The organism is Caballeronia sp. dw_19, assembly GCF_018449515.1.
Taxonomy (GTDB): Bacteria; Pseudomonadota; Gammaproteobacteria; order Burkholderiales; family Burkholderiaceae; genus Caballeronia.
Map to the genome: position 1 here is coordinate 164,533 of NZ_JAAVUQ010000017.1, position 6,722 is coordinate 171,254.

Genomic DNA, 6,722 nt, shown 5'->3' on the forward strand with positions numbered 1-6,722 from the left:
CCCCCTTTAAAACGTATGCTCCGGCCCCGGAAAGGTCTTCTCCCTGACGGCGCGAACGTACGCCTCGACAGCGGCAAGAATACTCGGCTGCCCTTGCATGAAGTCTTTAACAAACCGTGGCCGTTTGCCAGGAAAAATCCCGAGCATGTCGTGCAGCACCAGCACTTGGCCCGAACAATCGAGCCCCGCGCCAATGCCAATCGTCGGGATGACCAACTGTTGCGTCACCTCGCTAGCCACCAGCGTAGGCACCGCTTCGATCACCAGCAACTGCGCGCCGGCATTCTGAAACGCGAGGGCATCGCGGCGCATTTGCTCGGCGCCGGCGTCGGTTTTTCCTTGCACTTTGAACCCGCCAAACGCGTGCACCGATTGCGGCGTCAAGCCCACATGCCCGCAAACGGGAATTGACCGGTCAACGAGAAACCTGACCGTATCGGCGACCCATTCTCCGCCTTCGATCTTCACCATCTGCGCACCCGCGCGCATCAATTGCACAGCGTTTGCATAGGTTTCCTCGCGCGAGCCGACCGTACCAAACGGCATATCGGCGACGACCAGCGCGTTCTTGTTGCCGCGTGCGACCGCGGCGGTGTGATACGCAATATCGGCCAGCGTGACGGGCAGTGTCGTGCCATGCCCTTGCAACACGTTTCCAAGCGAATCACCGATCAGCAATACATCGACGCCCGCGCGATCCAGCAACGCAGAAAAACTCGCGTCGTAGCACGTCAGCATCGTGATTTTTTCGCCGGCTTCACGCATGGTCCGAAGCTTCGGGACGGTGATCGCGGTGCGGCTGGTTTCCTGCAAATACGCCATGAGAATTTCCACATCGACTAGATAAGAGACGGCACGCCTGCGCGCAAGCCGGACGGACTTAAAGTGACGTGCCCTTGACAAAGAATTCCTTGCGCCCACGCATGGTTTCAATTCGATCAACCAGCAGCGCCAGATCGGCGTCCGATTCCAGCGGATTCAGATGCTCGGCGTTCACCGTCAACAGCGGCGTGGCGTCGTAGTGATAGAAGAAGTCATTGTAGGCGTCGCAGAGGGCGCGCAGGTACGCGTCGGGGATTTGCAGTTCCATCGGCACTGCGCGCTTTTGAATGCGTGCGAACAATACCTCGGGACTCGCCTGCAGATACACGACCAGATCCGGCGCGGGCGCTGACGTATCAATACGCTTGGCGATCTCCCCGAACAGCTCGAATTCGTCGTCGGGGAGCGTGAGACGCGCGAACAACGCGGTTTTATCGGTGAGGAAGTCGGTGATGAGCGGCGCGCTTGCGTTTTGCCCGAGATGCCCGGGTGCGCCCAGCAGCGCCGCTGCGATCTCCTGCGTTTGCTGCGCGCGCTGCAACGTGAATTGCAATTGCGTAGGCAGCGCGTAACGCGTGTTGTCGCGATAAAACCGCTCTAGAAACACGTTCTCCTGCGGGCGCTCGAACAGCGTGCGCATTGACCAGCGTTCGGCGAGCAAGCGCGCCAGCGTGGTCTTGCCGACGCCAATAGGCCCTTCAATCGCAATATACCGATGCGGCGGGCGCAACTGCGGCGCGGTGACGGTAAGGGGCGACATGCTCATGGGCTATTCACCTTTCAGGCTTCGCGTCGCGGAATTTCAGGCTTCGCATCGCAAATTTTTCAGGCTTCGCGTCGCGAAGTGCAGCGGGAAGCGAATAGCGGGCACTGATGTGTCGCCACTTTTTCAATACGTTGATCCTGAACCGAGGCGAGGAATGCATCGGCTCGGCCGCGTTGCGCGATGACCACATCGCGGTCGAGTTCGACCAGCGGCACGAGTGTAAACGCGCGCTCGGTGAGACGCGGGTGGGGCACGACGAGATCGGCTTCCTCGATGCAGGAATCGCCGTACAGCAGGATGTCGATATCGAGTGTACGCGGCGCGTTCCTGTATGGCCGCTCGCGTCCGAAATGGCTTTCTATGCCGTGGCACAGCCGCAGCAACTGGCGCGCGGCCAGCGTGGTATCGATCTTGACGACGTAATTGAAGTAGTCGTCGCCACCGGCGTCCACGGGCGCGGTGCGATAGAGGCTCGACTTCGCGAGCACGGTGATCGTGTTTTGCTGAGCAAGACACACCACTGTGTCTTTCAGGGTCTGGCGCGCGTCACCAAGGTTTGCGCCCAGGCCCAGATAAGCTACCGTCATGGCATGAATCCTACGACTGTCGTTTGGCGTTACACGGCTCACGCGCGTTGATCGACATGATCAAAACACGCGCACGGTCCGTGTCAATCGTCGCGCTGGCCACCGCTTTCGTCGCCATACCGTACATCACGCACGTCACGCTCTTCGCGATTGTCGCGAGCTGACCCTTCTACGGTGCTCGCGCCGCCCTCCATTCCGTCACCCGGCCTGCGGCTTTTGGCGTTGCTGCTACGCCGCCGTCGTTTCGTGGGTACCCGGTCCTTCCCGCCGTGCGAAAGCAGTGACTCGCGCGCGGCAGCGTCCCCAGCAATGAAATCCGTCCACCACTGACCAACCGATGCATCCAGTTCGCCGGATTCGCATCGCAGCAGGAGGAAATCATAACCTGCCCTAAACCTTTGGTGTTCCAGCAGCTTCATCGCGCTTCTGCCCGAGCGTTTTTCGAGCCGAAGTTGCAGGCCCCATATCTCGCGCATATCCGATGAAAACCGCTTATGGATAGCGAGTTTTTCAGTCTGCATGTCGAGCACGTCGTCCATTGCGCGATGCAGTGCGGGCACGGGGAATTCACCGGCCGCCGTGAACTGCTCCCAGCGCGTCTGCATGTCGTTCCAGAGCAGCGTGGCGAACAGGAAACCCGGCGATACACCTTTGCCGGCGCGCACGCGTTCGTCGGTATTGGTCAACGCGAGCGTGATGAATTTCTCGCCGTGCGGCGATTCGAAAATCACGTCGAGCAGCGGCAATACGCCGTGATGCAAACCTTCCGCGCGCAGCCGCGTCAGGCACGCGAGCGCGTGGCCTGAGAGCAGCAGCTTGAGCATTTCATCGAAGAGGCGGGCGGCCGGAACGTTGCTGATCAGGTCGGCCAGTTCCGCGATCGGCGCGCGCGTGGCGGGCTCGATCTCGAAGCCGAGCTTCGCGGCAAAACGCACGACACGCAGCATGCGCACCGGGTCTTCGCGGTACCGCGTGGCCGGGTCGCCGATCATACGCAGCAAACGCGCGCGGATGTCGGCCATGCCGTCGTGATAATCCAGCACGGTTTGCGTGGCCGGATCGTAATACATGGCGTTGATCGTGAAGTCGCGGCGCGTGGCGTCTTCGTGCTGCTCGCCCCACACGTTGTCGCGCAGCACGCGGCCGCTGGCATCGACCGCATGCGTGCGCGTGTCCATTTCACCGCGTCGCAAGCGCGGCGGAGGCGGTGAGGGCGGTGCATCGGCGGGGGTATCGACGAGTGCGCGGAACGTCGATGTTTCGATGATGTCCTGCCCGAACTGCACGTGCACGATCTGGAACCGCCGGCCAATGATGCGCGCGCGCCGGAACAGTTTCTGCACCTGGTCGGGCGTAGCGTCTGTTGCAACGTCGAAATCTTTCGGCGCGACGTTCAGCAGCAGGTCGCGCACGGCGCCACCCACGATAAACGCGCGATGCCCGCCTTGTTGCAGACCTTCGGTCACGCGAATCGCGTTCTTCGAGATCAGGGCCGGGTCGATGCCGTGCACGTCCGCCGACAGGATCACGGGTACGTTCGGATCGCGTTTCGCGACGGCGGGCGCCGCTTTTTTGCGCGTGCTTTTGCGGGCGGGTTTTACATCGTCGGAGAGCGGGGCGGTTGCCGGGGTCTCTTCTTTGGCGCTTTCCTGGCCGAACAGCTTGCGGATGAGTTTTTTAATCACGTGGGGAGAAGATTTCCAGGATGCGCCAGCCGCGGGCTTGCGCATGCGCGCGCAAGGTGTCGTCGGGATTGGTCGCGATCGGGTCGGTGACTTTCTCGAGTAGAGGAATGTCGTTGTGCGAGTCGCTGTAGAAGTAGCTGTGTTCGAAGTCGTTCAGGCTTTTTCCCAAGGACGCGAGCCACGCTTCGGTGCGCACGATCTTGCCCTCGCGATAGCTCGGCGTGCCCGTTGCGCGGCCGGTCAGCTCGCCGTTGGGGATATTGTCGACCGTTTCGACCTCGCACGCGATCAACGCTTCAATCCCGAACGCCCGGCCGATCGGCGCCGTGATGAACGCGTTCGTGGCGGTGACGAGGCAGCAGAGATCGCCGGCTTGCTGGTGCTTGCGCACGAGTTCCAATGCCGCCGGAGCGATGGCCGGCGTGATGATTTCGCGCATGAATTGCGCGTGCCAGTCGTCCAGTTGAGCGCGCGGGTGCTGGGCGAGCGGTGAAAGCTGGGCGTTGAGGTACGCGTGGATATCGAGCGTGCCGGCTTTGTAGTCTTCGTAGAACGCGTCGTTTTGCTTCGCGAACTTCTCTGCGTCGACAATGCCGAGTTTCGCCATGAAGCGGCCCCATTCGTGGTCGCTGTCCGTCGGGATGAGAGTGTGATCGAGATCAAAAAGGGCTAGGTTCATGGGAGCGCATTTTACTTGAAGCGGGTGGAAGCGTTCGCTGGCTGCTCGCGGCGCGGTGATGGGCTTGAAATCGGGCCTAAAAAAGCTCGGTCTGCGGACGGGGCGCGTTGTCTTCTTTTGCGGCGAGCATCGTGCGTAATAAGGGCAGAGTCACGGCGCGCTTTTGTTCCAGCGAAAAGCGGTCGAGTTCATCGAGCAAGGTCATGAGACTTGGCATGTCGCGGCGAAAATGCGTGAGCAGGTAGGCGGGGACGTCGTCGGCGAGCGCAATGCCGCGCTCGCGCGCCGCGTGTTTCAGCGCGCTGGCTTTGCTTTCGTCGGAGAGGGGCGTGAGCTGGAATACGAGTCCCCAGCCGAGGCGCGTGCGCAAATCTTCTCTCACCGATAACCCCAGCGGCGCCACATTGCCCGTTGCCACCAGCGCGCTGGCCGGATGCGCGCGCACCTCGTTGAACAGGTTGAAGAGCGCGATTTGCTGGGCGCCGGAAAGCTGCTCGCAGTCGTCGATGGCGTAAATGCTCGCCGTGGGGTCGAAGGTGAACGCGGCCAGCGGCGCTTGCGGGCTCAGAAAGCGCGCCCGCCCGTTCGCTTCGTGCACCAGCGCCTGCAGCAGATGGCTGCGCCCGCTGCCGGCTTCGCCCCAGACGTAGAAGGTCCGGTCGGCTACGGGGCCGGCTGCGAGCGCACCGTCGAGTTCGCGCAGACGGGTCACCAGTTCGTGGTTGCCGGCGGCGAAAAAATTATCGAAGGTGGCGAGCGGCGGCGTGCCGAGATCGAGCGTCAGTTGGCGTTGCACGGGCAATCGGTTCCGTCAGGGCGTATCTTGAAAAGCGGCGCGCTCAGCTTAGCCGATGCCCGGTTTATGCCGTGGCGAAAGGCGTTGAGCGCAGGGTCGAGTTTCCAGCCGGATGGGCGCGAGTCTCGAAAAGGGTTTGCTGCGGTCTTTCGGAGTCAGGGCCGCGAACTGCGAGAAATCCGGCTGGGCGGCTGGCATCGGTTAAAATCTCATTTTACCGACCTTCTCGCCGATCCCCCATGAATCAACCGAAATCCGCCTCAGACGCCCAAGGTTTGTCCTATCGCGACGCGGGCGTGGACATCGATGCCGGCGACGCGCTTGTCGACCGGATCAAGCCCTTTGCCAAGAAAACCATGCGCGACGGCGTGTTGGGGGGAATTGGCGGATTCGGCGCACTGTTTGAAGTACCTAAACGATACAAAGAGCCGGTGCTGGTATCCGGCACGGACGGCGTGGGTACGAAGCTGCGGCTGGCCTTTCAATTGAACAAGCATGACACGGTTGGCCAGGATCTGGTTGCCATGAGCGTCAACGACATCCTGGTGCAGGGTGCTGAGCCGTTGTTTTTCCTCGATTATTTCGCTTGCGGAAAGCTGGACGTGGATACGGCGGCGACCGTGGTGCAGGGAATTGCGCAGGGTTGCGAGTTGGCCGGGTGTGCGTTGATTGGTGGTGAGACCGCTGAAATGCCGGGCATGTATCCGGATGGTGAGTACGATCTGGCCGGATTTGCGGTGGGCGCGGTTGAGAAGAGCAAGATTATCGATGGCTCGACCATTCAGCCTGGCGACGTCGTGTTGGGTCTTTCTTCTTCTGGGATCCATTCAAATGGGTATTCGTTGGTGCGCAAGATTATTGAGCGTGCGCAGCCTGATCTGAATGCTGATTTCGATGGCCGTTCGCTTGCTGATGCGTTGATGGCGCCGACGCATATTTACGTGAAGCCGTTGTTGTCGTTGATGTCGCAGATGGCTGTGAAGGGTATGGCGCATATCACCGGCGGTGGGCTGGTTGAGAATATTCCGCGGGTTCTGCGCGAGGGCTTGACGGTTGAGTTGGATCATCGGGCGTGGCCGTTGCCGCCGTTGTTTTCGTGGCTGCAGAAGCATGGCGGTGTGGCTGATGCCGAGATGCATCGGGTGTTTAACTGCGGAATCGGAATGGTCGTTGTGGTCGATGCTGCGGACGCTGAAGCCGCTACGGGGCTTTTGTCGGCTGCGGGTGAGCAGGTTTGGTCGATCGGTGTAGTGCGGGAATCGCTTGCCGGGGAAGCTCAGACTGTCGTGGTGTAGATTTTCGTTCGCACTCGGTTGGGATTTGGGGGCGGGTTGCTAGGTTCCGGGGTTAGCGGTCGGGGTCTATGCCGGGGTGGTGCTTTCGGCGG

The 6,722-nt window shown here is 61.2% G+C and carries 7 protein-coding genes; 1 reads left to right on the forward strand and 6 read right to left on the reverse strand.

Features of this window, described 5'->3' with window-relative positions; all coding sequences use genetic code 11:
- Positions 1-6: 6 nt before the first annotated feature.
- The 6 genes from panB to hda all read right to left on the reverse strand — a co-directional run bounded on the left by panB (position 7) and on the right by hda (position 5,341).
- The gene (gene panB, locus HB376_RS22605; protein ID WP_213765896.1) at positions 7-822 is read right to left on the reverse strand and encodes a 3-methyl-2-oxobutanoate hydroxymethyltransferase; all 816 of its coding nucleotides are present in this window, start codon (positions 820-822) and stop codon (positions 7-9) included.
- A 58-nt stretch (positions 823-880) separates the two neighbouring features.
- Positions 881-1,588, reverse strand: a complete 708-nt coding sequence (locus HB376_RS22610; protein ID WP_213765897.1) for a deoxynucleoside kinase — start codon at positions 1,586-1,588, stop codon at positions 881-883.
- Between the two features lie 59 nt (positions 1,589-1,647).
- Positions 1,648-2,175 carry a 2-amino-4-hydroxy-6-hydroxymethyldihydropteridine diphosphokinase gene (gene folK, locus HB376_RS22615; RefSeq protein WP_213765898.1) on the reverse strand — a complete coding sequence of 176 codons (528 nt, stop codon included), beginning with the start codon at positions 2,173-2,175 and terminating at the stop codon, positions 1,648-1,650.
- Positions 2,176-2,258: 83 nt separating this feature from the next.
- On the reverse strand, positions 2,259-3,860 hold the full coding sequence (gene pcnB, locus HB376_RS22620; RefSeq protein ID WP_213765899.1) for a polynucleotide adenylyltransferase PcnB: 1,602 nt from the start codon (positions 3,858-3,860) through the stop codon (positions 2,259-2,261).
- Positions 3,853-4,539 (reverse strand): HAD family hydrolase, encoded by a 687-nt coding sequence (locus tag HB376_RS22625; protein ID WP_213765900.1) that lies wholly within the window; start codon positions 4,537-4,539, stop codon positions 3,853-3,855. Before HB376_RS22625 ends, pcnB begins: the two co-directional genes overlap by 8 nt.
- Positions 4,540-4,615: 76 nt before the next feature.
- Entirely contained in the window at positions 4,616-5,341 is a 726-nt protein-coding gene (gene hda, locus HB376_RS22630; RefSeq protein WP_213765901.1) for a DnaA regulatory inactivator Hda, read from the reverse strand.
- A 233-nt stretch (positions 5,342-5,574) separates the two neighbouring features.
- Between hda and purM the strand changes: the two genes are divergently transcribed.
- Positions 5,575-6,630, forward strand: coding sequence for a phosphoribosylformylglycinamidine cyclo-ligase (gene purM, locus HB376_RS22635; protein ID WP_213765902.1), 1,056 nt, complete (start codon positions 5,575-5,577; stop codon positions 6,628-6,630).
- Positions 6,631-6,722 lie beyond the last annotated feature (92 nt).

What these genes read in the sequence shown, in the direction of transcription:
- folK (WP_213765898.1), bottom strand. Translation starts at nt 2,175, where the DNA reads ATGACGGTAGCTTATCTGGGCCTGGGCGCAAACCTTGGTGACGCGCGC.
- panB (WP_213765896.1), bottom strand. Translation starts at nt 822, where the DNA reads ATGGCGTATTTGCAGGAAACCAGCCGCACCGCGATCACCGTCCCGAAG.
- HB376_RS22625 (WP_213765900.1), bottom strand. Translation starts at nt 4,539, where the DNA reads ATGAACCTAGCCCTTTTTGATCTCGATCACACTCTCATCCCGACGGAC.
- purM (WP_213765902.1), top strand. Translation starts at nt 5,575, where the DNA reads ATGAATCAACCGAAATCCGCCTCAGACGCCCAAGGTTTGTCCTATCGC.
- HB376_RS22610 (WP_213765897.1), bottom strand. Translation starts at nt 1,588, where the DNA reads ATGAGCATGTCGCCCCTTACCGTCACCGCGCCGCAGTTGCGCCCGCCG.